The following is a 23,461-nucleotide window of genomic DNA, read 5'->3' as shown; positions in this document are numbered from 1 at the left end:
CGACCAACAAAGCGCCGTACACACTACCGGATAACAAAACCAAAACCGTGCTGCGCAGTGAAACGCACCAAGGAGAAGGGTTTAACGAGCTGAGTTTTGAAGACCAAGCAGCGCAAGAGAAAATCTACCTGCACGCGCAAAAAGACTTAGACGCTTTGGTGCTCAATGACGCCACGGCGCACATCAAGCACGACCAGCACCTCACGGTGGATAACGACCAGTTTACGCACGTTAAACATAACCACCACCTCACGGTAGAGGGCGAAAGCCGCGATAACATAACCAAAGATAGCAGTGTAGAGATTAGCGGGTCATTGCAGCATAAAGTGGCTAAACTGACCGCGATACAAACAGGGCGCGAAATCAGCCTTAAAGCGGGAGCTAAAATCGTTGTAGAAGCTGGGGCTGAAGTGACCTTAAAAGCGGGTGGTAGCTTTGTCAAAGTGGATGCCGGTGGCGTGCACATCGTTGGTCCTGCAATTAACCTTAATGCTGGCGGAAGTGCCGGCAGCGGTAGTGCTTATGGTGGGCAATCCGCCATGTTGGCAACCCCACTACTTGATATGAAAGCTCCGGTCGAATTACAAGCGAGTGCTATTAGTGCGACCATGCAAAGCGGCCAAGCGAATGTGATCACTCATTTTGAGGCTGCCGCAGTACAATCCGCTGCGCAGAAATCATCTGCATCATCAGAAAAGCAGTCAGAATCTAAGGCGGCAGAAAAGAGCGCTCAGGAAGAGAGCCCAAAAGAGGATGCACAAAACGAAGATAAAGCATCACTGCTACAATCGGATGTGTTGAAACCTTCAGAAGATCTGGAGAAGTTAGCGAAGAAACAAGCCAGCGCTTTCAGAAAAGGCAACAATGGCGAAGAAGTGAGCTTGATTCAGCAAGCGTTAATCAAAATGAAATTTGATTTGCAAGTCGATGGTGATTTCGGTAATAAAACCAAAACGGCCATTGAGCAGTTCCAAAAAAGTTATCAACCCAGTCATCAAACGCATCCGTCATACAGCATTGGCCCCGTTGATGGTATTGTTGGCCAAGGCACATTACTTGCACTGGATGAGGCTTTGATGGATGGTTGGGAGTCAAAATCGCAGTGTAAATTGATGATCAATTTTGACTTCATTAAAGAACTTGAAGGAGTAAAAAAGAAAGGATATGTTCCTGATGTCGAAAATAGTAATAGTGGTGTCACTATTGCTTCAGGATTTGATTTGGGAGCACGCTCAAAATCAGATTTAATTGCTTTAGGTCTCCCTGCTTCTTTGGTAGATAAGCTTACACCTTATCTTGGTTATAAAAAGAGTGAAGCTGAAGCTATTTTGATTAAGAATCCTCTTATGGTTAACGATTTTGAATTAGAAATTCTAGTATCAAAAGTAAAAAAATCAGAGACAAAACGTATTGTTGATTTATACAATCGAATATCCAAGACGACAAAGTTTGAATGTTTACCGTGGCAGGCTCAAACTGTCATTGCTTCATTGTCATACCAATATGGTTATTTACCATCAGAGACAGAAAATTTCTGGAAGCAAGCCATCGAACAAAATTGGGTAGAAATGTATGATAACTTAATGAAATTTGGTGATAAATATCCCACGCGCAGAAAAAAAGAAGCAAAATTAATAGGAGAAATAAAATGAAAAAATCACTGGTGTTTCTTTTTTGTATAATAACATCCTATGCTCATGCATTTTCAAGCAATGAAATATATAAATCCTTAGATATAACATCGTTTAATAGCTCGCTTATGCAGAAAATATCTGAGAATCAGCGCTATTTTCCACAGTTGGATTTACCTAAACCGAAGATATCAAATGAATCAATTCTGATTGAAAGTGATTATTGGAAGTATGAGATTAAGTTTCTTAAAGAAACCAGTAGTGGAATACATATTTGTTTTATAGATAAAGCAAAGTGGGGCAGTTATGATACTCAAACTCCGATGATTATACGTAAGTATGCTAATGAATACGTAGCAATAAAAATGGTTAGTGATGTATGTGAAGATTTCGCGAAATAGATTTTTGTAGAACATCATGTTTTTATTTGCAATCTCCCAGAGCCAACCTAGCTCTGGGAACTCCCTTCTTACAGCACACAATATTTAGCGTAAGAACCAGCCTCATTCGCTGTCCAATCACCTTTTGGCTTGTCTTTCATATCTTCACACCACGCGTCGCTGCCAATTTGTGATTGGAAGACACAGTGCTTTGCATAATCCACTGCCTGCCCGGCGTTCCATTCGCCTTTTGGTTTCTCTTTCATATCTTGACACCATGCTTCGCTGCCCACTTCTGAGCAGGCGGCGAGTGAGAATGCAGTAAACAATACCAAGGCTATTTTTTTCATGTTTGAGTTCCAAATGGATGCGATTTTTGTTCGGAGTGACTATACCTAAAATCACGGTCTCAGTGTTAATCCTATGCTAAAAATGGGCATCTAATGACAAATCACTCAGTGATGGTCCTCACTCTTTTTTACTCCTCAGTTCACTAATCAACGATCAAAATCACATTACCTATTTTCGCATCGTGCAAATTATTTTTGCTACGCTAGGATTCATCGAAACGTTTCGATGAGATTTTCTTGAACGATTCAAGAGTGATAGAAAGGTGTCAAAAAGCGAAACATAAAGCCTAACGTGAAGGTATAACAATGAAAAAAAGTACCCTATTAAACTCAGAACTCTCTTACTTGGTGGCTACTTTAGGGCATACCGACGAAATCACAATTTGTGATGCAGGTTTGCCCATTCCTGATGAAGTGCAGCGTATTGATTTAGCATTAACTCACGGTATTCCCGGTTTTATTGACACGGTCCGCGTGATTCTTTCTGAATCTCAAATTGAAGGTGTGATCATTGCTGAAGAGTTTGCACAAGTAAGCCCTGAGCATCACAAAGCACTGCTTGCTGAGCTGAAAGCGGAAGAGGAGTTATGCGAGAAAGCGATTGCTGTCACTTACCTCTCTCATCAAGATTTTAAAGAGCGCACTATGCGCAGCCGCGCCGTGGTAAGAACAGGCGAATGTACGCCGTATGCGAATGTTATTTTTCAAGCAGGCGTCGTGTTTTAAGCCGCGATTGAGGATCCACTATGACTCAAGCAATTTTAGCGCTCAGTGAGATTGAAAAAGCGTTCCCCGGCGTGAAAGCGCTCGATAAAGCTAGCCTCAATGTTTACCCCGGCCGCGTGATGGCGTTGATGGGCGAAAACGGCGCGGGTAAATCAACCTTAATGAAAGTGTTGACGGGTATCTATTCATTGGATGCGGGTTCTATCACTTACCAAGGAAAACCAGCCGCCTTTAAAGGCCCACGAGATTCACAACAAGCAGGCATCAGCATTATTCACCAAGAGTTGAATTTGATTCCGGAATTAACTATTGCTGAAAACATTTTTCTAGGCAGAGAGATAACCGGTGCGATGGGGCGAATTTTATGGAATGAAATGTACCAAGCAGCCGACAAACTACTGGCTCGCTTAAATGTTAAACACAGCTCCAAGACCTTGTTGGGTGACTTAAGCCTTGGTGAGCAACAGATGGTTGAGATTGCAAAAGCGCTCTCATTTGAGTCGAAAGTGATCATCATGGATGAACCGACGGATGCGCTGACGGATACCGAAACTGAATCGTTATTTAATGTGATTAACGAGCTGCGTGAACAAGGTTGCGGCATTGTTTATATCTCACATCGGTTGAAAGAAATTTTTGAAATTTGTGACGATATTACCGTGTTACGTGATGGCAAATTCATTGGCCAGTGCAAAGTGTCTGACACCAATGAAGATGGCCTGATTGAGATGATGGTCGGCCGGAAATTAGAAGAACAGTATCCGCGTATTGAGGTAAAGCACGGCGACACTTGTCTTGAAGTGATAGGCCTTACGGGCTCAGGTGTGCATGACATTAATTTTACGCTCAAACGAGGTGAAATCCTCGGTGTCTCGGGTTTGATGGGCGCAGGGCGCACTGAATTAATGAAAGTGATTTACGGCGCGCTGCCCAGTGAGCGAGGCGTGATTAACCTTGAGAACAAAACCATCAACCCAGTCAGCCCACAAGATGGCCTTGCAAACGGTATCGCGTATATTTCAGAAGATCGCAAAGGGGACGGTTTGGTTCTTGGCCTGTCGGTGAAAGAGAACATGTCACTGTGTGCGTTGAATAAATTTAGCAAAGGTGTACAGATTCAACACAGTGATGAAGTCATCGCAGTGGAAGATTTTATTCGCCTATTCAACATCAAAACGCCATCTCGTGATCAAATCATTGGTAATTTGTCCGGTGGCAATCAGCAAAAAGTAGCGATTGCGAAAGGGTTGATGACACGTCCCAAAGTTTTGATTTTGGATGAACCCACACGCGGGGTTGACGTGGGAGCCAAAAAAGAGATTTACCAATTGATTAACCAATTTAAAGCCGAAGGGATGAGTATTATTTTGGTTTCGTCAGAGATGCCAGAAGTGCTAGGGATGAGTGACCGAATTTTGGTGATGCATGAAGGTCGAATCAGCGGCGAATTCAGTGCCAAACAAGCCAACCAAGAGATTCTACTCGCCTGTGCGGTAGGCAAAAAGATCAATGAGGAAGCAGCATGAGCAGTAACAGCATGAGTAATTCAACCCAAACTAACCGCAGAAAATGGATCAGTAAAGAGTGGCTCATTGAGCAAAAATCACTGATTGCTTTGCTTTTTTTAGTGGTCGTTGTCTCTTTTTTAAACCCCAATTTCTTCACGGTTGACAACATACTGAACATTTTGCGCCAAACCTCAGTCAACGCCATTATCGCTGTGGGGATGACCTTGGTTATTCTAACGGCAGGTATCGATTTGAGTGTTGGCTCGGTACTGGCGTTGTGCGGCGCTTTTGCTGCAACCATGATTGGTCTTGAGATTCCTGTCATTATCGCAGTCCCTACAGCGTTACTTGCTGGCGCGGCACTGGGTGCGATTAGCGGCATCATTATCGCCAAAGGTAAAGTGCAGGCGTTTATTGCCACCTTAGTCACCATGACCTTATTGCGTGGTGTGACCATGGTTTATACCGATGGGCGTCCAATTTCGACAGGTTTTACCGATACTGCAGATGCTTTTGCTTGGTTTGGTACAGGTTACGCGTTGGGTATTCCCGTTCCGGTGTGGATGATGGTGGTAGTCTTTGCTGCGGTTTGGTACTTACTCAACCATACACGTTTTGGCCGCTATGTTTACGCGCTAGGTGGCAATGAGTCTGCGACTCGATTGTCAGGTATTAATGTGGATCGCGTGAAAATTGGTGTGTACGCCATCTGCGGTCTATTGGCTGCGCTGGCTGGCATCATCGTCACGTCTCGCCTCTCTTCTGCGCAACCGACTGCTGGTATGGGTTATGAACTGGATGCCATCGCTGCCGTCGTACTTGGTGGTACCAGCTTGATGGGTGGTAAAGGACGCATTATGGGCACGTTAATTGGGGCGCTGATCATCGGCTTTCTTAATAACGCGCTGAACCTGCTTGATGTCTCTTCTTACTACCAAATGATTGCGAAAGCCGTGGTTATTTTGCTCGCGGTACTCGTGGATAACAAAAATAAGTAACACGATAGAAAACCTCCGTTTTAAAGCGAGCCATATTAGCTTTAAAACGGCCCCTACAAAAAGGACTATAAAGATGAAAAAACTTGCAACTTTAATCTCTGCTGCTCTACTTTCCACCACTGTCTCTGTGGCTGCGCATGCGCAAGACACCATGGCGATTGTACTATCCACTCTGAACAACCCATTTTTTGTCACCATGAAAGATGGCGCAGAAGCGAAAGCGAAAGAGCTAGGCTACAACCTGATCGTCTTGGATTCACAAAATGATCCAAGCAAAGAGCTATCAAACGTAGAAGACTTAACCGTTCGTGGCGTTAAAGCGATTTTGATCAACCCAACCGATTCTGATGCCGTCTCTAACGCCATTCGTATGGCCAACCGCGCTAAAGTGCCAGTGTTGACACTGGATCGCGGTGCAAGCCGTGGTGATGTTGTGAGCCACATCGCTTCTGATAACGTAGTCGGTGGTGAAATGGCCGGTCACTTTATCGTCGAAAAAATCGGTGCAAAAGCCAAAGTCATTCAACTGGAAGGGATTGCCGGCACATCGGCCGCTCGTGAGCGTGGAGAAGGTTTCATGAACGCGGTGAAAGGCAGTGAAATGGAACTGCTTGCTAGCCAGCCTGCTGATTTTGACCGCACTAAAGGTTTGAATGTAATGGAAAACCTGCTAGCGGCAAACCCAGATGTTCAAGCCGTATTTGCCCAAAATGATGAAATGGCATTGGGTGCACTTCGCGCCGTTCAAGCATCAGGCAAAGAGGTGATGATCATCGGTTTTGATGGTACCGACGATGGTATCGCGGCGGTAGAACGCGGGCAACTTGCTGCGACTGTTGCTCAACAACCAGACATGATCGGTGCACTTGGCATTGAAACGGCCGATAAAATGCTAAAAGGCGAACAAGTGGATGAGTACATTCCGGTTCCTCTAAAAATCATCAGCAAATAATCTTTGCTGTAGGTAGCTCTTTACTGGCTCGTAGAGAGCTACCTCTTCTATAACCCCTCAGTCATCAATAACCAGTAATCAGGCTCGATAGGTTTGTTTTTTCAGGTGAAGCCACAAAAGCCAAACCTCTCCAGCTCTATTTCAAACATGTTCACTCATGAACAAAGGACAAATTATGAATCAGTTAGTGGTATTAGGTAGTGTTAACGCTGACCATGTTTTGCAAGTGCCTTCATTTCCTCGCCCGGGCGAGACGCTGCATGGTCGTCATTATCAAGTTATTCCCGGTGGTAAAGGGGCCAACCAAGCTGTAGCGGCCGCGCGATTAAAAGCGGACATCGGTTTTATTGCCTGCGTGGGTGACGATGCATTCGGTATCAATATTCGTGAGAATTTTAAGCTCGATGGTATCAACATTGCGGGAGTTAAAATGCAGCCCAATTGTCCGACGGGCATTGCGATGATCCAAGTCTCGGACAGCGGAGAAAACAGCATCTGTATTTCGGCAGAGGCGAATGACAAGCTGACGGCTGATGCCATTGAAGCGGATTTAGCCGCCATTGGTGCGGCCAAATATTTATTGATGCAACTGGAAACGCCAATCGATGGCATTATTAAAGCTGCGCAAATCGCCAAACAAAATCGTACCAATGTGATTTTAAACCCAGCGCCTGCCCGAGATCTGCCTGATACTCTGCTAGAATGTGTCGATGTGATCACACCAAACGAAACGGAAGCGCAGCGCTTAACGGGGATTACGGTTGATGATGATCACACGGCGCAATTAGCGGCCAATGAACTGCATAAAAAAGGGATTGAAATCGTCTTGATCACCTTAGGTGCAAAAGGCGTTTGGCTAAGCCAAAATGGGCGTGGTCAACTGATTGCTGGTTTTAAAGTCGATGTGACAGACACCACCGCGGCAGGTGATACGTTTAACGGTGCTTTGGTCACGGGTTTGTTGGAAGATATGCCTTTAGAATCAGCCATTAAATTTGCACATGCTGCGGCAGCCATTTCTGTTACCCGTTTTGGCGCGCAAACCTCAATACCCACCCGAGTAGAAGTGGACGCGTTTCTCGCTCAGCATCAATAGAATAGGAAAAACAGACATGGCGACAATGAAAGATATTGCAAGATTAGCCGGTGTATCCACGTCTACCGTCAGCCATGTCATTAATAAATCTCGCTATGTGAGCGATGAAATTGCTGAGCGTGTCAATAAAGCCGCGCAAGATCTGAACTATGCCCCGTCAGCATTGGCTCGCAGTCTCAAAATGAACCGAACGCGCACCATTGGTATGTTAGTGACCACTTCGACGAACCCCTTTTTTGGCGAAGTGGTCAAAGGGGTAGAACGCAGTTGCTACCACAAAGGTTATAACCTTATTTTGTGTAATACCGAAGGGGATAGCCAGCGAATGCAAGCCTCTATCAACACGCTACTGCAAAAGCGCGTTGATGGCTTACTTTTGATGTGCTCCACCTTAGAAGGTGAGCGGATTGACGTTTTTGAACGCTACCCAGATATCCCTGTCGTGGTGATGGATTGGGGCCCAATGCTCTTTCCTAGCGATAAAATACAAGATAACTCTTTACGTGGTGGTTATATTGCGGCGAACTATTTGATTGAGTGCGGTCATAAAGAAATCGGTTGCATTACCGGGCCATTGATTCGACATCAAGCTCAAATGCGTTATGAAGGCTATAAGCGCGCTGTCTTGGAAGCAGGTTTGGACATTTATCCCAATTGGATTGTGGAATCCGATTTTGAATGTGAAGGTGGCTACGAAGCGTTCAATAAAATGTTAGCCAAAGGACCATTACCGAGTGCGATTTTTGTCTCTAATGACATGATGGCAATGGGTGTGATTAATGCAGCTAATGAAAAAGGGATCCGCATTCCTGAAGATCTTTCGCTGATGGGGTATGACGATATTCACATCGCCCGTTTCATGTCGCCAGCTCTAACCACTATTCATCAACCCAAATATCGTTTAGGTAAAGCGGCAGTTGACACCTTACTTGCCCGTTTAGAAAACGAAGCGCTCGAACCGCAAATTGTCCAATTAGAGCCGACTTTAGTGGTGCGTAAAAGCATCAAAATGATGAACAAGTAGATGGAAAAATCCCTCTCTTTAGTCAAGAGAGGGATGAGGCACTAATTACTGAGTCATATTTTTCCAGAAATCAGCCCATTGTTGTGGTCGATTATAGAAATGGCTAACAGATACGGTTCGCCATTGCCCCTCTGCTTCATACACAATCGAGGGAAAACCAGAAAGCTGATATTGCGCCATTAAGCTTTGCGTCTGCTCTAACTGCTCTGGTAACTGAGCTTTGGCTTGCTCCATCGCTTGTTCCCATTGATTTGGCTCTAGGTCAAGCGATTGGGCTAACAGTGCCAATGTGTCAGTATCGGCCACAGGCAAACCTTGCTGGTAATGCGCTTGTTGAATGCTTTTGAGCATAACACTTGGCGATACACCGAGTAATTGTGCTGCAATAATGGCTTGAGCAGTAACGTATGAGTCCAATATCACGGTTTCGCCACTTTTGATTTTGGCGATGTAACCTTCCCCAAATACGGCTCCTGTTTGCTGAGCAATGCGCTGATCAGCTTGCAGTACATGTTGGCGAAAACCATCTGAAAGAGGCGATCGCTCGATCATTCCACCCGGATGAAGGTGCAGTTTGACTCCGCTCATTTCATTCAACTGCTGAATCAGAGAGGTTGCTCCGTAACACCAGCCACACATTGGGTCGAAAATATAGTGGACGTTTACCATTTCATCTCACCCATATGAACTTTGGCACCAATTTCTAAAGCCATTGGTAGGCCAGCATTAGGGTAAAGGTTTTGCATGGTTTGAATTAACTGAGCGCTGTCTTTGCTGTTTGCTTTGGCTTTAGCAAAATCCATAAGATATTGTTGTGCAAATTCAATTGAAGAAGCATCAAGCGCTGTTCCAGAAGTCATATGCCCCGGGATCACTACGTTTGGTTTGAGTGCTTTCATTTGATCAAGTTGTTGCGCCCAAGCTTGGCGGCTCGCATCACTTTGTGCATCAGCCATCCATAAATGAACATTTCCGTATACCGCGACGTTACCTAAAATCGCTTTATTGGCTGGTATCCATAAATAAGGACGATGCGCTAATGCTCCATCCGCATCGCGAATTTCAATAGTTTGCCCATCAATGGTTAAGGTTTTGCCATTATAAGCCGTTGGTAGTATCGGTTTTACAGGGGCATTTGCCCCCATTTTTGGAGCCCAAAATGCCAGTTTACCTTCGAGTTTTTCTGCAATCGTTGCACGTACGCCAGGCGTCGTCAGCACTTTCGCTTGTGGAAACATGTCATGCAGTACTTCAGCGCCAAAGTAGTAATCAGGGTCAGCTTGGCTAATAAAAATCGTGGTTAAGTTTTTGCCAGAGTCGAGTACTTTTGCTGCAATACGGAGTGCGTCGGCTTTAGTAAAGCCAGTGTCAACCACCATCGCTTCTGTTTCGCCATAAACCAAAGTGGAGTTGACATGGAAGCTATTGCCATCTGCATTGTAGACGTCAAGTGTCAAAGGTTGTTGTGCTGCAAACGCGGTGCTGCTGATGAGTGTGGTTGCTGTAAGTAGAGTCAGTGTTTTCATGATTATTTATCCAAAGAGTATGTTATCGGTTCGGGAGCTATCATACGAATTAGACTTGTTCGGATATATAGCTAATAATTGACATCATTGTTTCTTAATTAGAACTAATCATGGACAAACTCACAGCAGCTCAGGTCTTTTTAGATATAGCGATTACCCAAAGTTTTACGGCGACAGCGGAACGGCTGGATATTTCTCGTCCTATGGTGACTCGGCATGTTGAAACCATGGAAACTTGGTTACAAGCTCGGTTATTGAACCGAACCACACGAAAAGTATCGCTCACATCAGCAGGAGTTCAATGCCTAGACGCGATAAAATTATGGGTCGAGCAAGCGCAGCAATTAGAACATCAGTTGATGGATCAACAGTCGTTATCTGGAAAAATCCGGATTGCGACCAGCATGTCGTTTGGCTTTTCTCAACTGATCCCGGCCGTTAAACCTTTTTTGAATACGCATCCAAATATCGAAATTGATATTGATGTACAGGATAAAACCGCAGATTTGATTGCAGAGCGAATTGATTTAGCGATCCGTATTGCAGCCGATCCCGATCCTTCTTTAATCGGGCGCCCTATCGCCCAATGTGATTCTGTATTGGTTGCCTCTCCTGAGTATCTAATGCGCTGTGAGCCAATACTCACACCAAGCGATCTCTCACAGCATCGTTGTCTTGGATACAAAAACTTTGAGCGACATATTTGGCATTTAAAACAAGATGATAAGCATCAATCGGTGGAGGTGCCATGCCAGCTAACTGCGAATGAAGCCACCACTTTGTTACATGCGGCTATCCACGGGATGGGCGTTGCTTTACAGCCGACTTATCTAGCCAAGGGTGCGTTAGAAAGGGGGGACTTACAGCAGGTGTTAGCGCATTGGCAACCGAAGAAAATGGACATTTACGCTTTATATCCTTCTCGGCGTCATTTATCACCCGCTGTCAGAGCTTTGATTGATCACTTAAAGGAGTATTTCGTGAATCATGATTGGCAAACGATATGCCTATAGGTGAGGTAGAGAGGAGTGATAAGCAGAGCGTGTTGCCACACTCTGCTTATGGATTATGCTACTGCGCCTTGTTTCTGCGCTTGTTGCACTAATGCCTGACGTTGAGCTTCCATAGCAGATTGAACTTCATTTTCCCTATGAGTGTCTTCTTCCACAGCCTGTGGGACAAGTACATAGAACTTATTGATGGTCATCTTTGGATCTCATGTAGTTTTGGAAACAAAAAAATAGAGGATGTTAACCTAGTTAACATCCTCCATGACGGTCAAATTATAGGCGTAGATGAAGGGGCTTAGCTAGTCCTTTTTTCATCGTAAGCCGAATTTTTTATACGTCGTAAGTGGTAGACGCCGTATTTCCGCCTGTACCAGTCCAGTTTGTGTGGAAGAATTCACCACGTGGACGGTCAGTACGCTCATAAGTGTGAGCACCAAAGTAATCACGTTGGGCTTGCAGTAAATTAGCCGGTAAGCGAGCGGTGGTGTAGCCATCTAAGAAAGTGAGCGCGGAGGTCATACATGGCATTGGAATGCCGACTTCCATTGATTTGGCCGCTACTTTACGCCAAGCCGCTAGGCAGTTATCCAAAATGCCCTTGAAGTAGGCATCTGAACCTAAGAAGGCGATTTCTGGGTTAGCTTCGAACGCATCACGAATGTTGCTCAGGAATGCGGAGCGGATGATACAACCACCACGCCACATCAATGCCACGTTACCGTAGTTAAGATTCCAACCATTCTCGTTAGACGCTTGGCGCATTAGCATAAAGCCTTGTGCGTAAGAGATGATCTTAGACGCAAGTAGCGCTTGACGAAGTGCATCAACCCACTCTTGTTTATCACCTTCGATCTGCATATTGCTCTTACCAAACAGCGCTTCGGCAGCAACGCGCTGATCTTTCAATGCTGAAAGGCAACGAGAGAAAACTGACTCAGTGATCAGCGTCAGCGGAATACCCATATCGAGTGCGTTAATGCCCGTCCATTTACCTGTGCCTTTTTGGCCAGCAGTATCGAGGATTTTCTCAACCAGAGCTTCACCATCTTCGTCTTTGTAGCCTAAGATATCAGCGGTGATTTCCACTAGGTAGCTATCGAGCTCGGTCTTATTCCAATCAGCAAACACTTTTTGCATTTCATCATGGTTTAAACCCAAGCCGTCTTTCATAAACTGATAAGCTTCGGTAATTAGCTGCATGTCGCCATATTCGATACCGTTGTGTACCATTTTAACGAAGTGGCCCGCGCCGTCGTTACCCACCCAATCACAGCAAGGTTCACCAGCTTCGGTTTTTGCTGAGATACCTTGGAAAATTGGCTTCACGGCTTCCCAAGCTTCAGGTGCGCCACCTGGCATGATAGATGGGCCAAAACGTGCCCCTTCTTCGCCGCCAGAAACGCCTGTACCGATAAAGTGAATACCTTTTTCACGCAGTGCTGCAACACGGCGGTTGGTGTCTGGGAAGTTCGTGTTACCACCGTCGATAATGATGTCACCTTTATCGAGTAGCGGAACCAGTTGGTCGATGAAATCATCCACGACTTGGCCCGCACGCACCATCAGCATCACTTTGCGAGGTGTCGCCAGTTTGTCGACTAACTCTTGCAGTGAATAAGCACCAACAATATTGGTGTCTTTCGCTGGACCTGCTAGGAACTCATCGACTTTTGCCGCGGTACGGTTGTGAGCTACCACTTTAAAACCGTGGTCGTTCATATTTAGGATAAGGTTTTGGCCCATCACTGCTAGGCCGATTACACCGATATCACCTTTCATTTATTTCTCTCCTTCACGCAATCTTTGTTGCGGCATCTGAATCTAAAAACCACTCTGTTTCGCCAGTTGTTGATTTAACTTTGGCAGCCGGATAAGGAAGATCCTCGGCTTTCGTGGTGTGAATTTCGTGTACGATCTCGGCTTTACCTGCGCCAAGAACGAGGTAACTAATGCGTTTTGCAGCTTCCAACACTTTCGCTGTTTTAGAGACACGAAGTTGGCCTGATTCCGGATGCGTTGCCACTAAAGATAAATTCTCATCCTCGTAGTCGGTCACATTAGGGAACAGGGATGCCGTATGGCCATCTGCGCCAACACCGAGCAAAATCCAATCAAAAACAGGAGTACCGTTGACGGATGGAATGACTTTTGCCATTTCATCGGCAAAGCGCTTAGCTTCGGTTTGTGGATCATCTTCGCCGCGAATACGGTGAATATTTTGAGGTGGAATGTTCACTTGGCTAAACAGCAGTGTATTGGCTTCACCAAAGTTGCTTTCGGCATCGTCAGGAGCAACACAGCGTTCATCACCCCACCAGAAATGCAGGTTTTGCCATGTAATCGCCTGTGCATAAGGTTCACTGGCCAATAATTTGAACAGCATTTTGGGTGTGCTGCCACCGGAAAGGGAGATATGAACCGGCTGACCTTGCTCGCTATAGCGTTGCATTTCATTGGCGAGCGTTTCAACCACCTGTTCTGGGGTTTGAAAAATTTTATGATTGATCATAATTCGCAGTAATCCGTATCGGTCAAGTTTTTACACGGGAAGCGCCACGCGCGGCCATCATTGTGTAGCAGCAAATCGGACTCTTTTGGTCCCCACGTGCCACAGGCATAGCCAAACAGCGATTGAGGGTCTTGTTTAAAATCCAAAATAGGTTGCACGAACTTCCAACACGCTTCTACGGCATCGGTACGCGCAAATAAAGTTGCATCACCGTTGAGCGCATCCAAAAGAAGTCGTTCATAAGCGGTCAACATCTTGGTTTCTTCCAGTGATGTGTAATGGAAGTTCATAGAGACTTCTTTGGCTTTAAAGCCCGCACCCGGCTCCTTCAAACCAAAGCTCATTTGAATGCCTTCATCGGGCTGAATGCGGATGATGAGCTTGTTTTCAGGGGCATTTTGTCCAAAAACAGGGTGTGGCGTACGCTTAAAGTGAATGACCACTTCGGTGACGCGCGTTGGTAAACGTTTACCTGAACGCACATAAAATGGCACACCATTCCAGCGCCAGTTATTGATAAACATTTTCAAACCGACATAGGTTTCAGTGCGCGAATCTGCTGCCACACCATGTTCATCACGGTAACTGGGTAAAAACTGGCCACGAACTTCCGATTCCGTATATTGCCCCAGTACGAGGTTGTGGCGTAGGTCATCATCAGAAAGCGGTTGCAGGCTTTGCAGCACTTTATTGACTTCGTTACGAATTGAATCGGCATTAATGGCGGCTGGTGGTTCCATGCTAACCATAGCTAACACTTGCAGTAAATGGTTTTGGAACATATCACGCACCGCACCAGAACCGTCGTAATAGCCACCGCGTTCTTCGACGCCCAAAAATTCTGCGCCTGTAATTTCGACATAGTCAATGAAATTGCGGTTCCACAAAGGTTCGAACATCCCGTTAGCAAAACGGAAAACCAACAGGTTTTGTACCGTCTCTTTGCCTAAATAATGGTCGATACGGTAGATCTGGTGTTCTTGGAAATGGCGATGAATTTCGATATCAAGGCTTTGAGCCGATGCGAGGTCATAACCAAACGGTTTTTCGATGATCAAACGCTTCCAACCTTGCGCTTCGCTATTTAATCCATGCGCTGCGAGATTGGCCGGGATGACGCCATAAAGGCTCGGCGGCGTCGCGAGATAGAACAGAGTGTTGCGTTGCGTGAATTGGTATTGATCAGCCAAAGAGTCAAGGCGCGTGGCGAGCTGCGCGTATTCTGCAACATCTGAAGTATTGATCGCTTGATAATGTAAGTGCTCGCAAAAGGCGTCGAGAATATCTGGGACGGTCTTTTCCATTTCCTGAAGAGAGCGCTTTAATTTTTCACGGTATGACTCATCGCTGTATTGGGTTCGGCTGACACCCAGAATAGCAAAGGATTTCGGCAGTTGATCACTGGCGAACAAGTGATACAGAGCAGGTATAAGCTTGCGATAGGTTAAGTCGCCTGAAGCACCAAAAATCACAATACTGCTGTTTTCAGGTATTACCATCATCTTTCCCTTAAAAACGAGGTATTTAGCATGCGCCAACGGTAGCAGCGTCATGCAAAAATAGAAAATAGGCTCTAACTATAATGTCGATAGTTAAAACCAATGCGCTCCTCCAAAAGTGCAGAACGCAGCCTAGGGATCGCCCCTAGACTCGGGTGCGTATTGTCTACGACAATTTGACATACATCAACTATTGATAACGCAATCGATTAAATTCTCATGCCATCTCGACACATTTTCAGGGTGAGAGGTTACGTTCTGCCTAAGTCTCATCCCCTGACCACAGCACGTTACTTATAGCGGCTGTGAATGATGCTAGGTGGTCAGTCTTATCCGGAATGGTAACTCTATGGTGATTATTCAGTTGAACAATGACAGTTTGACGACGGAACTTGAGCCTGTACTTGGTTATAACGTTTGAGTTGGTTGAAATAGTGGTGCGCTTTTTGTACGTGTTCGAACTCCAACATCCAAGTCGCACTGCGCTGCGCTGAACAAAAAGCACCCATATGTTTGAGCAAGTCATCGCTTTGTTTGGTGAGTACGTTGGCAAGGCGGTTAACCAAGGCATTGGGCTCAATCGCAGTAAACTGCAGCAGAGCATAAGATTGATTTAAGACATCAAAGGCTTGTTTATGCTGGCCCAAGTGGTTGAAAATTTCAGATTGAGAAACAGCAGCATCACATAGCCCAGAGATCAAGCACACCAACTGGCAAGGTTTTGTATGTTCGCAGTTTAGCGCTGATTGAATATGGCTTGGCATATGATGCAGTACATCTTCAAACAAACAGTGTGCTTGTGGCCAATGCCCCTGCGCTAATAGTTGTTCAGCCTTGAGATAGCTTGTCCAGCACTGTTGTAAGTCCATACTCAATTCTCCAGAATGACGGCGTCCACTTATTTAAATGCAATTTATTATCAAATGCAAATAATTGTTATTTGCGATTTTAAGTGTGGTGATTGTTTATTATTTGTTCGGTTAAACGCGAATAAGGTGTAACTCGCTAAAATATAAATGAATTGCTTCTACACTTAGGTCAAACTACAACAAGAATCCAAAAGCTAAGGAGCGGAGTGATGGCGATTCAACGATTGAATGCAGAGCAGCTCTACCACGTTGCACAGTTAGAAAAACTCCCTTGTAAATCAACTAAGGAGTTAGACCCAGTTGATGAGATTGTGGGGCAAGAACGGGCGCAAAAAGCGGTCGAATTTGCAATGTCGATCAAAGAGAAGGGTTACAACATCTACGCTATTGGCCGTAATGGGTTGGGCAAACGTACGATGATTTTGCGCTATTTAAACCGCCATCAGCATGATGTCGATGCGTTGTTTGATTGGTGTTATGTGGCCAATTTCAGCGATATTCGAACCCCAAAAGTGCTGAAGTTACCTTCGGGTATTGGGGTTAAACTAAAGCAAGACATTGAAAAGTTAATGAATAAGTTGGTCAATGCGATCCCGTTAGCTTTTGATAACGAGATTTACTTTGCTCGTGCCGATAAACTGAAAAATCAGATGGCACAAAAACAGCAAAGTGAATTGGATAGCATCAGTAAAGAAGCCAAAGATAAAGGCATTAGCTTAACCATCACCACTCAAGGCGACTATCAATTTGTTGCGATGAACGGTGAAGAGATGCACACCGAAGAGTCCTTTGACGCCTTGTCTAAAAAAGAGCAAGAGCACTTTAGTCATACCATTGATGAGCTAGAAATCAGCCTACGCAATATGGTACGTCAACTGACAGAATGGGAAGACTCCTACAGTGAGAAGATCAAAAAGCTCAATGATGAAGTAACGCTTGGTGTCATTACCCACTTTATTAAGCAGCTTAAGCAAGATTATTCTGGCTACCCAGACATCAAAACGTATCTCACGGAGTTACAAAAAGACATCGTCGATAATGCGGACATTTTCTTAGATGAAGACAGTGAGCAAGGCGAAGTCGCGACAGCTTCTTTAGATAAGCGTCTGCCGCGTCGCTACAAAGTCAATGTACTGGTCAGCCAGCCTTCTGACAAGCTACCGATCGTGGTAGAAGAGAACCCGAACTACCACTCTCTATTTGGTTATATCGAAACGGCGACTTTTAAAGGCACAGTATTTACCGATTTTTCGTTGATTCGAGCGGGTAGTTTACATAAAGCCAATGGTGGTGTGCTGTTGATGGATGCGGTGAAAGTGCTTGAGCAGCCCTATGTTTGGGACGGTTTAAAGCGCGCGCTGCGTTCACGCCAAATGAGTTTTACCTCTTTGGAAAAAGAGGTCACGCTAACAGGGACGGTTTCACTTGATCCAGAGCCTATCCCGCTAAATGTGAAAATCATCCTATTTGGTGATTACCACACCTATCAGCTGCTGACTCATTACGATCCTGAATTTAGCGAATTGTTCCGAGTAACGGCCGATTTTGAAGATGAGATGAAACGTACGCCCGATACCGAGCTACATTACGCGCGTTTTATTTCGAGCATAGTGCACGACAACAATATGCTGCATTGCGACCGTAAAGCGATTGCACGCATCATTGAACACAGTTCACGTACAACGGGCGATCAAGGCAAACTGTCACTTCATTCGGCGCATATTGCCAATTTGTTACGCGAATCTAACTATGTGGCGAAGCAGGCGAATTCAAACATGATCCGCCAGAACCATGTCGAAGAGGCGCTCAGCAACCAAGAGATGCGAGTGAGCCGCCTGCAAGACAGTGTGATGGAGTCGTATGTTAACGGTACAACGCTAATCCAAACGCAAGGCATGGCGGTCGGGCAGGTGAATGCGCTGTCGGTATTGAGCACCAGCGATCATATGTTTGGTGCGCCAAACCGTATTACCGCCACCACTTCCTATGGCGATGGTGACATTATCGATATCGAGCGCAGTGTCGATCTGGGTGGCAGCATCCACTCTAAAGGTGTGATGATTTTATCCGCGTATCTCTCTTCGGTATTTGGCCGTACGGCGCGCGTACCACTTACCACAACCATCACATTTGAGCAATCATACGGTGGTGTGGATGGTGATAGTGCCAGCATGGCCGAATTCTGTGCGATTGTGTCTGCGTTTTCTAAACGGCCTAATCGCCAAGATATTGCGATCACAGGTTCGATGAACCAATTTGGTGAGTCGCAGCCGATTGGCGGTGTGAATGAGAAAATTGAAGGTTTCTTTGATGTGTGTGCAATCAAAGGGCGCACCAGCCAGCAAGGTGTCATCATTCCTCGTTCAAACATGCACAATCTGATGTTACGCGCTGACGTTGTTAAAGCGGTCGAGAAAGGGGAGTTCAATATCTGGGCTATTGAACATGTCACTGAAGCGGTTGAGCTCTTTACTGGCAAACCCGCAGGCGAAGCAACAGAAGATGGCAGCTACCCGGTTGATACCATCTTCGGTTTAGCACAAGCCAAACTGAATGCGCTTAGAAAATAACCTTATTGGGTGATTTTTGAAATATTGTTAATGGTTTAATGGCCACTCATCGAGTGGTCATTTTTATATCAATTTGTAAAAAAAGATGAAAAGAATTACTTTGCCAACTCTAGTTGTTTGTTTTTATTGAGTTTGTTCTTTATTTATAATTTTATAAATATTCATTAGTCGCTTTCATCTAGCATAAATTACAGTGCATTACCTTTTGGTTTTATGGCCACCGCTACATTTTAGAGAGATTTATGCACTTTTCACTGAAAGATTTGCCTATCCGAGTTCAGGTACTGCTTCCTGTTTTAATTACCACATTTGCCTTAGTAGTCGCTCTGTGGATTACAAAAAATAATTTAGAGCATGATCAGTTTGAGGCTACGGCTGTAAGAAGTACCGTTCAAGAAAATGAGGAGACATTGTCCGTATTTGTAGTCGATGATATTAACTTGATGCGCATTAATGCACTGTATTCGATTATTGACCCACGCTATCGTAAGGAGCTTCCACTCGAGTTAAAACAAACGAAAAATGACATTGCCACACAACTGAAAAATTTGCAAAAAGAGTCAATATATCAAGGTGATGTTTCTCATATTCTTAGCCGTGTGGATGAATACGTAACTCTTTCAAACCAAATGTTGGCATTATTGGAACGGTATGATCAAGGCGCTGTATCTGAAACTGAATACATGTCATACATTTCCGAATTTAGAGAAACAGGCCATGATATGCTCAGTGCTGTTTCTGACCTGAGTAAAAAAGTTAAGCAGCAAGCAGATCAAGCATTGGATAAAATTGCAGCACATGAACAGAGCGCAATGAACACTGCGATGTTTACTGTACTGTCTGTGCTTGCGTTATCTCTTGTGGTGGCTTGGATCCTTTCGAATATGATTGTGGCTCCGATTCAGAAGCTGCAAGCTGTGATGCGTGAATTAGCGCAGGGGAACTTAACCATTCGCGCTGATGCGGATGGCGAGAATGAAATCTCAAAGCTTGGTAAAGATGTCAATACGACTACCTCTCAGTTACATGCTACGGTAGATCATTTAAACCGTATTAGTGAAGAAGTGGCGTCAGCTTCAACCGAGCTGGCTGCGGTGATGACGCAAGCAGAGTCAAATGCACAACAAGAGTTGAGTGAAATTGAACAAGTTGCTTCGGCGGTGAATGAACTTGCGAGTACAGCAAACAACGTGAGTGATAACGCAACGGTCGCTGATTCAACTGCTCGCGAAGCGGATGAACTTGCTAAATCAGGCTTAGCTATTTTTAAAGAGAGCGCCCAAGCGAGCTTACAAATGTCAGAAGCGCTGAATCATGCTGCGAGCGTAGTTTTACGTTTAAAAGAGCAATCAGAGCAGATCAACGATGTCGTTGAAGTGATCCGAGGTGTCTCTGAACAAACCAACTTATTGGCACTGAATGCGGCTATTGAAGCGGCACGTGCAGGTGAGACTGGTCGTGGTTTTGCGGTCGTGGCTGATGAAGTTCGCATGCTTGCTGCACGTACTGAGAGTTCAACTAAAGAGATTCGAGTTATCATTGAAGAGCTGCAAAGCCAATCGATTCTTGCAAACGATAGTATGCAAACCAGCATTGAGATGCTTGCGCGTAACGGTGAGTTAACGCAACGAGCAAATGATGCACTTGTTGGGATCACGGAATCGGTTTCAGACATCAATGATTCAAATACCCAAGTGGCGACTGCGGCAGAAGAGCAGTCGCAAGTCACGCAAGATATTAACCGTAACGTGGTTAATATGTCTGAGCTTGTAAATCAAAACGTAACGGGTATCAGCCAGAGCGCCAGTGCCAGTGCCGAACTGTCACAATTGGCCGAGAAGCAAAAAGCGCAGCTCGCCTTCTTCAAACTATAAATCGACTACTATTTCCTAGTCTCAACCGCATAACTCGAAAGGTTATGCGGTTTTTTTATGAATCAAAGAATATCTAACCATCCGAAATAACTAGGTTTTTTTGGGTTAGCTGCTTGTTTTTATGATTCGATCTCCCTCGTATAAAAAACACTATCTTTATTAACATTATCTTCATATATTGACGCAATAAGAACTAAAAATGTGATGTTCATCGTGTGAACGCATGGTCAAGTGGCTGAAAGTAAGGAGTGTTTTTATGGCGAAAGAGGAAAGCTTATTTCGTTTAGAAAGGGTAAAAAGGTTTAATTTTTCAGTGTGGACGGTATTAACCGGAACATTGATTGCTCGTACCAGTTTTTTCATGGCATGGCCATTTTTGATCGTGTTTCTTTACCAAGATTATGGTGCATCGCCGATTGAAGTGGGTGGAATGCTGGCGACCTCTGCTGTTGTAGGAGCAATTACTGGGCTGTATTCAGGGTATCTTTCCGACAAATTTGGTCGCAAGTGGGTGATGGTTCTTGGCAGTGTGATGGCTGCATTTGCCTACAGTGGCATTGGTGTGGCTGATCAAATCTGGCAGTTTTACGTGCTTATCGTCCTTACTGGTTTAATGCGACCAATGATTGAAGCGCCGAGCAAAGCAGTGATTGGTGATAACTTGCCGAATTTGAAAGATCGCGAGCTGGCGCTTAACATCCGCTATTTCCTACTCAATCTAGGTGGTGCCATTGGGCCACTGCTTGGGATTACGTTTGGGCTTTCTCACCCACAAACTCTCTTTTTCTTTACCGGCGGCACGTATTTATTGTTTGGCTTTTGGCTGCTGCTCGGTATTGAACGTAAAGGGCGCTACACCAAACCCGATCGCTCTGGTTTGCCTAATTTTTCTTCGACGCTAAGAGTGATCAGTAAAGATAATATTTTTGTGAAGTTGATGGTGGCGAACTTCATCATGATGTTCATCTATGGGCAGGTAGAATCGTCTATTCCACAAGTGATTGTACGCACCAGTGCCGCCGATGCAGCGCAAATTGTCGCAGGGTTAGTGCTGGTAAATACCATGACCATTATCATCTTCCAGTTCCCAATGTTGAAATGGTTGGAAAACGTCCCGCTGTTTGTACGAACTCGGATCGGCATGTTATTGATGGGGCTTGCGCAACTCGGCTTTCTGTTTACCCCTGCAGATTTACCAATTGGTTGGGCGCTCGCTTGCTTTGTTTTGAGTATGGGCGAAGTCATTGCTTTTCCAACCTTAAACGTACAAATAGACCGCATGGCTCCCGCCCATTTGCGTGGTTCTTACTTTGGTGCCGCCGCGCTTTATTCGTTAGGTTTTGCGATTGCGCCACTGGTTGGGGGGGCGGTGATTGGATACCTCAATTCAAATTGGCTGTTTGGTCTTTGCTTTGTGCTGTGCCTAGTGATGATTTGGCTTTACTGGGTCGCAGAGCATCAGCCCGATACGGTCGAGCGTGAACCCATTACGCAAGCTTAATTTGCTCTTTTTGTAAGGCTCTCATCGAGAGCCTTAACAGTGCTATTTTTTTATCGCTACGCCAACTTCCAGCTTATCTAGCCATTCCAAAAATCGTTGAACATCATTGCCCCGAAAAATAGCGCCATGTTGCGGACACATCATCTCAATATCTAGCTGACTGACTCGCTCAATCCAATCACTTTTGGCGCGGTTAGAGGGCATCCAACGTTGATGAAAATAAGTCATTTTTGGAATATGGCTTTGAAAATCTTCTACAAAAAAAGAGGCGTTAGGGCTGTCGAGCGCGGCACCAATATCGCCAGACATCAATATTTTTGCATCAGGGTCGTAAACCGAAAAGTTACCAGAAGAGTGCATGTAATGTGCTGGGATAAAGTGCAGGTCGTGACCTGATAAGGACACTTTTCCACCTTCATCTTTGATGGGGGAGAATTGAATTGACTCCATACCAAAATGGCGGATAAACCCTTCCCACAACCAAGGTGAATGTAATGTTGCACTGGGCAGCGCTTTATCCCATAAACCGAGGGAAGAGATGATGTCTGGATCTTGGTGAGAGGCAAAAAGATGCTTGATATGTTCAATCGGCACTTCTTTCACGACGCAACCGAGCATCGCCGAAAACAGTTCAATGCCACCGGGATCTAGCAATATCGCTTGATCACGATTGACTATCATATATTGGTTGGTATCAATGATTTTTTCTGGTTTGTTTGGATCGCGAGCAAACATCACCCAGCGATGATGGCCGCGTTCAAATAGTATTTTTGATTGCATAGTTCACCTGAGAAAAGAGAGAGAATGTTTTGAGCGATAGCATGACGTGAGCTTGAATTTCTTTTGCCAGCTCAGCGACGTTATTCGCAATGCTTTGCAGTTGGGCTTGATATCGCTCATCTGCTTGAGAGGCTTCCACGCTCAGCATGATCGAGATGATTTGTGCAATGCGCAGGTTGTCGTACAAGGTTTGCAATAACTCGTGCAGGTTTTGAGCTTCAGAGTAGAAACTGTGACTGAGTTTGCTATATTCCTCTTGGTTTTGATGATGTACGACATCCAAACTGTGTAAATGCCGAGCGTTATGCGCTTGTATATACACATTTTCAAAACGTTCAAGCGCAGCGCGTGCACGAGTCCTTGCGGTTGCGAGTTGGCTGATACGCTGCGCCTTCAAGTTGATGGTGTGCGACGCCTCTAGCGTGACGCGGACTAAATCGTCAATCGAATCAGTAATTGGCCGAAAACCTGCGGCACTTTCGCCCGCACGCAGAGCCAGAGCTCTGGCATTGCTGGCGACAAGCAGTAATTTTTTTGCAATGAGTACGCTTTGGTTTAGCTCTGCTGCCACTTCCGCCGCAATCACGAAAACCGGTTTGTTGTCCATAGTTATCGAAAATATTCATCAACTTAACGTGTGTTAACTATAGACCAGATT

General features: G+C 45.1%; 22 protein-coding genes. 12 read left to right on the top strand and 10 right to left on the bottom strand.

Annotated elements, in window-relative coordinates:
* Together AACQ42_RS12235 and AACQ42_RS12230 are read left to right on the top strand one after the other, a co-directional pair.
* Positions 1 to 1,652: pesticin C-terminus-like muramidase (locus AACQ42_RS12235; protein WP_176429649.1), on the top strand; the 1,652-nt coding region annotated here is incomplete at its 5' end.
* Positions 1,649 to 2,032 (top strand): hypothetical protein, encoded by a 384-nt coding sequence (locus tag AACQ42_RS12230; RefSeq protein WP_019281225.1) that lies wholly within the window; start codon positions 1,649 to 1,651, stop codon positions 2,030 to 2,032. The genes AACQ42_RS12235 and AACQ42_RS12230, both read left to right, overlap by 4 nt.
* Positions 2,033 to 2,100: 68 nt before the next feature.
* Here AACQ42_RS12230 and AACQ42_RS12225 read toward each other — a convergent pair whose 3' ends face one another.
* Complete coding sequence (locus AACQ42_RS12225; RefSeq protein ID WP_013868177.1) at positions 2,101 to 2,361, bottom strand: DUF3012 domain-containing protein; 261 nt, start codon at positions 2,359 to 2,361, stop codon at positions 2,101 to 2,103.
* Between the two features lie 306 nt (positions 2,362 to 2,667).
* Between AACQ42_RS12225 and rbsD the strand changes: the two genes are divergently transcribed.
* The 6 genes from rbsD to AACQ42_RS12195 all read left to right on the top strand — a co-directional run bounded on the left by rbsD (position 2,668) and on the right by AACQ42_RS12195 (position 8,665).
* Entirely contained in the window at positions 2,668 to 3,087 is a 420-nt protein-coding gene (rbsD, locus tag AACQ42_RS12220) for a D-ribose pyranase (protein ID WP_013868176.1), read from the top strand.
* Positions 3,088 to 3,107: 20 nt separating this feature from the next.
* A complete protein-coding gene (gene rbsA / locus AACQ42_RS12215; RefSeq protein ID WP_013868175.1) occupies positions 3,108 to 4,613 on the top strand; it encodes a ribose ABC transporter ATP-binding protein RbsA in 1,506 nt (501 codons plus the stop codon).
* 11 nt (positions 4,614 to 4,624) lie between these two features.
* The gene (rbsC, locus tag AACQ42_RS12210; RefSeq protein ID WP_010320544.1) at positions 4,625 to 5,593 is read left to right on the top strand and encodes a ribose ABC transporter permease; all 969 of its coding nucleotides are present in this window, start codon (positions 4,625 to 4,627) and stop codon (positions 5,591 to 5,593) included.
* Between the two features lie 73 nt (positions 5,594 to 5,666).
* Positions 5,667 to 6,545 carry a ribose ABC transporter substrate-binding protein RbsB gene (gene rbsB / locus AACQ42_RS12205; protein WP_010320543.1) on the top strand — a complete coding sequence of 293 codons (879 nt, stop codon included), beginning with the start codon at positions 5,667 to 5,669 and terminating at the stop codon, positions 6,543 to 6,545.
* A 175-nt stretch (positions 6,546 to 6,720) separates the two neighbouring features.
* Complete coding sequence (gene rbsK, locus AACQ42_RS12200; protein WP_026027599.1) at positions 6,721 to 7,641, top strand: ribokinase; 921 nt, start codon at positions 6,721 to 6,723, stop codon at positions 7,639 to 7,641.
* A gap of 16 nt (positions 7,642 to 7,657) precedes the next feature.
* The gene (locus AACQ42_RS12195) at positions 7,658 to 8,665 is read left to right on the top strand and encodes a substrate-binding domain-containing protein (protein ID WP_013868172.1); all 1,008 of its coding nucleotides are present in this window, start codon (positions 7,658 to 7,660) and stop codon (positions 8,663 to 8,665) included.
* A gap of 45 nt (positions 8,666 to 8,710) precedes the next feature.
* On the opposite strand, the gene AACQ42_RS12190 is transcribed toward AACQ42_RS12195, so the two are convergent.
* A complete protein-coding gene (locus tag AACQ42_RS12190; RefSeq protein WP_017043848.1) occupies positions 8,711 to 9,334 on the bottom strand; it encodes a DsbA family protein in 624 nt (207 codons plus the stop codon).
* Positions 9,328 to 10,191 carry an MBL fold metallo-hydrolase gene (locus tag AACQ42_RS12185; RefSeq protein ID WP_013868170.1) on the bottom strand — a complete coding sequence of 288 codons (864 nt, stop codon included), beginning with the start codon at positions 10,189 to 10,191 and terminating at the stop codon, positions 9,328 to 9,330. Before AACQ42_RS12185 ends, AACQ42_RS12190 begins: the two co-directional genes overlap by 7 nt.
* A 110-nt stretch (positions 10,192 to 10,301) precedes the next feature.
* Between AACQ42_RS12185 and AACQ42_RS12180 the strand changes: the two genes are divergently transcribed.
* Positions 10,302 to 11,204 carry a LysR family transcriptional regulator gene (locus AACQ42_RS12180; RefSeq protein WP_017050238.1) on the top strand — a complete coding sequence of 301 codons (903 nt, stop codon included), beginning with the start codon at positions 10,302 to 10,304 and terminating at the stop codon, positions 11,202 to 11,204.
* 53 nt (positions 11,205 to 11,257) lie between these two features.
* Here the strand turns inward: AACQ42_RS12180 and AACQ42_RS12175 are convergent, their stop codons facing one another.
* The 5 genes from AACQ42_RS12175 to AACQ42_RS12155 form a co-directional block, all read right to left on the bottom strand.
* Positions 11,258 to 11,398, bottom strand: a complete 141-nt coding sequence (locus AACQ42_RS12175; protein ID WP_017050239.1) for a hypothetical protein — start codon at positions 11,396 to 11,398, stop codon at positions 11,258 to 11,260.
* Positions 11,399 to 11,531: 133 nt separating this feature from the next.
* The gene (gnd, locus tag AACQ42_RS12170; protein ID WP_017044907.1) at positions 11,532 to 12,980 is read right to left on the bottom strand and encodes a decarboxylating NADP(+)-dependent phosphogluconate dehydrogenase; all 1,449 of its coding nucleotides are present in this window, start codon (positions 12,978 to 12,980) and stop codon (positions 11,532 to 11,534) included.
* A gap of 13 nt (positions 12,981 to 12,993) precedes the next feature.
* Entirely contained in the window at positions 12,994 to 13,710 is a 717-nt protein-coding gene (pgl, locus tag AACQ42_RS12165) for a 6-phosphogluconolactonase (RefSeq protein ID WP_017044906.1), read from the bottom strand.
* Positions 13,707 to 15,209 carry a glucose-6-phosphate dehydrogenase gene (gene zwf / locus AACQ42_RS12160; RefSeq protein ID WP_026027598.1) on the bottom strand — a complete coding sequence of 501 codons (1,503 nt, stop codon included), beginning with the start codon at positions 15,207 to 15,209 and terminating at the stop codon, positions 13,707 to 13,709. Before zwf ends, pgl begins: the two co-directional genes overlap by 4 nt.
* Before the next feature lie 356 nt (positions 15,210 to 15,565).
* Entirely contained in the window at positions 15,566 to 16,078 is a 513-nt protein-coding gene (locus tag AACQ42_RS12155) for a hypothetical protein (protein ID WP_026027597.1), read from the bottom strand.
* Positions 16,079 to 16,287: 209 nt separating this feature from the next.
* On the opposite strand from AACQ42_RS12155, the gene AACQ42_RS12150 reads away from it, so the two are divergent.
* The 3 genes from AACQ42_RS12150 to AACQ42_RS12140 all read left to right on the top strand — a co-directional run bounded on the left by AACQ42_RS12150 (position 16,288) and on the right by AACQ42_RS12140 (position 22,023).
* Positions 16,288 to 18,648 carry a Lon protease family protein gene (locus AACQ42_RS12150; protein WP_026027772.1) on the top strand — a complete coding sequence of 787 codons (2,361 nt, stop codon included), beginning with the start codon at positions 16,288 to 16,290 and terminating at the stop codon, positions 18,646 to 18,648.
* 242 nt (positions 18,649 to 18,890) lie between these two features.
* Positions 18,891 to 20,522, top strand: coding sequence for a methyl-accepting chemotaxis protein (locus tag AACQ42_RS12145; RefSeq protein WP_094165351.1), 1,632 nt, complete (start codon positions 18,891 to 18,893; stop codon positions 20,520 to 20,522).
* Between the two features lie 256 nt (positions 20,523 to 20,778).
* Positions 20,779 to 22,023, top strand: coding sequence for an MDR family MFS transporter (locus tag AACQ42_RS12140; protein ID WP_176429648.1), 1,245 nt, complete (start codon positions 20,779 to 20,781; stop codon positions 22,021 to 22,023).
* Positions 22,024 to 22,065: 42 nt separating this feature from the next.
* Here the strand turns inward: AACQ42_RS12140 and AACQ42_RS12135 are convergent, their stop codons facing one another.
* A complete protein-coding gene (locus AACQ42_RS12135; RefSeq protein ID WP_094165347.1) occupies positions 22,066 to 22,803 on the bottom strand; it encodes an MBL fold metallo-hydrolase in 738 nt (245 codons plus the stop codon).
* Positions 22,781 to 23,410, bottom strand: a complete 630-nt coding sequence (locus tag AACQ42_RS12130; RefSeq protein WP_017043842.1) for a hypothetical protein — start codon at positions 23,408 to 23,410, stop codon at positions 22,781 to 22,783. The genes AACQ42_RS12135 and AACQ42_RS12130 overlap by 23 nt, the downstream gene beginning before the upstream one ends.
* Between the last annotated feature and the right edge of the window lie 51 nt (positions 23,411 to 23,461).

Origin of the sequence: Vibrio sp. V12_P9A6T4, from assembly GCF_963874835.1 — a bacterium.
Classification (GTDB): Bacteria; Pseudomonadota; Gammaproteobacteria; order Enterobacterales; family Vibrionaceae; genus Vibrio; species Vibrio anguillarum.
This window is presented reverse-complemented; position numbering and strand designations above follow the sequence as displayed.